Origin of the sequence: Stenotrophomonas sp. 2YAF22 (genome assembly GCF_052114665.1) — a bacterium.
In the GTDB taxonomy this organism is placed as follows: domain Bacteria; phylum Pseudomonadota; class Gammaproteobacteria; order Xanthomonadales; family Xanthomonadaceae; genus Stenotrophomonas; species Stenotrophomonas indicatrix.
Window position 1 is genome coordinate 1 of the sequence record NZ_JBFRFE010000763.1, and the last position, 1737, is coordinate 1737.

At 64.3% G+C, this 1737-nt stretch carries 2 protein-coding genes; one reads left to right on the forward strand and one right to left on the reverse strand.

Annotated features, from left to right (window positions below):
- Nucleotides 1-307: hypothetical protein (locus tag AB4Y84_RS20880; protein ID WP_442250841.1), on the forward strand; the 307-nt coding region annotated here is incomplete at its 5' end.
- Nucleotides 308-387: 80 nt separating this feature from the next.
- On the opposite strand, the gene AB4Y84_RS20885 is transcribed toward AB4Y84_RS20880, so the two are convergent.
- Nucleotides 388-1737: M2 family metallopeptidase (locus AB4Y84_RS20885; RefSeq protein ID WP_442250842.1), on the reverse strand; the 1350-nt coding region annotated here is incomplete at its 5' end.

A 1737-nucleotide genomic window follows, 5' to 3' on the forward strand; every position in this document is an offset into this window, starting at 1 on the left:
CGTCGAGCCGCATGCCGAACTGCGCGACACGCAGCGCACGCTGCTGGCCGGCGTCGTCCGCCGCGATGGCGAATGGGTGCTGGGCATGGATGGCCGCATCGCCGGCCAGAGCGAAAGTGCCGCCCAGGTGCTGGCGCTGATCATGCAGGCCGGTGAACTGCACGAACGACAGGGCACACCGGTGCGTTTGATTTACTCGGATGCGCTGCGCGATGCGGCGCAGGCCGAAGCCAACGAGAAGGGGCAGACCTTCGAGGAATTCAAGGCCGCGCTGGCCGCACAGCTGGCGGCGAAGAAGAGCAACTGATCCTCATTTCGGCAATGCCGGCCAGCGGCCGGCACTACCGAAATGGAAAGGGGCGGATCCTCGCGGACCCGCCCCTTCTTTCATTTCGCCGCCGCYGCCGGTGCCGCGCTGGCCTGCCAACCGCACATCTGGCCTTCGTTCTGCTGTTTCAACCAGGCGTTGACCGGGCTGAAGTACTCGATCATCGGGCCGGCATCGAGCTTGTCCGAGCCGGTCAGTTCCTTCAGCGTGGCCTGCCACGGCTGGCTGGCGCCCTTGCTCAGCATCGCCCAGTACTTCTGGCCGGCTTCCTTGTTGCCGTAGAAGGTGCACTCGTGCAGCGGGCCCTTGAAGCCGGAGGCATCGCACAGGCCCTTGTAGAACTGGAACTGCAGGATGCGCGCCAGGAAGTAGCGGGTGTACGGGGTGTTGCCCGGCACGTGGTACTTGGCACCCGGATCAAAGAACTCCTCGCCACGGGCGCTGGCCGGTGCCACGCCCTGGTACTTGGCCTTCAGGTCCCACCAGGCCTTGTTGTAGTTGTCCGCGGTGATCGAACCATCGAACACGCCCCAGCGCCAGCGGTCGATCATCAGGCCGAACGGCAGGAACGACACACCCGACAGCGCCATGCGCATCTGGTTGTTGATGACCGCTTCGCGGCTCTCGGTCGGCGCGTCGACCAGCCCGATCGAGCTGAGGTACTTCGGCGTCATCGCCAGCACGATGGTGTCGCCGATCGCTTCATGGAAGCCATCGTTGGCACCGCCCTGGAACAGCGGCGGCAGCGGGTTGTAGGCCAGGTCGTAATAGATGTGGCCCAGTTCGTGGTAGATGGTGGTGAAGTTCTCTTCGTTGGGCTTGATGCACATCTTGGTGCGCACATCGCCTTCCATGTTCATGTCCCACGCACTGGCGTGGCAGACCACGTCGCGGTCATCGGGCTTGATGAACTGGGTCTTGTCCCAGTACGACTGCGGCAACGACGGCATGCCCAGCGATACGTAGAAGTCCTGTGCACGCTCGGTCATCTGCTTGGCGGTGCGCAGTTCGGCCTCGCGTTGCGCCTTGTACTGCGCGGCTACGTTTGCATCCTTGCCGGCCTTGGCCAGCGCCGCGCTCAGGTTGGTCTGGTACTGCTTTTCCAGCGCTGCAGTGATGTCCAGGCTGCCGGCGCCCGGGTACGGTTCCAGCTGGTCCCACAGGTTGGACCAGTCCTGCTGCCACATGTTGCCCATCAGGTGCGCGGCGATCAGGCCGTTGCCCACCTCGGCCTTGTCCTTGCCATAGGTCTTGTCCAGCTTGCCGCGCGCGTAGCAGTGCAGCTGCTCGTACATCGGCTTGACCTGTTCCCACAGGCGATCGGTTTCCGGGCCGATCTGCTCCGGCGGCATGTCATAGCCACTGCGCCACATCTGCCCGGCATCGGTGAAGCCCATGCCCTTGGCGCC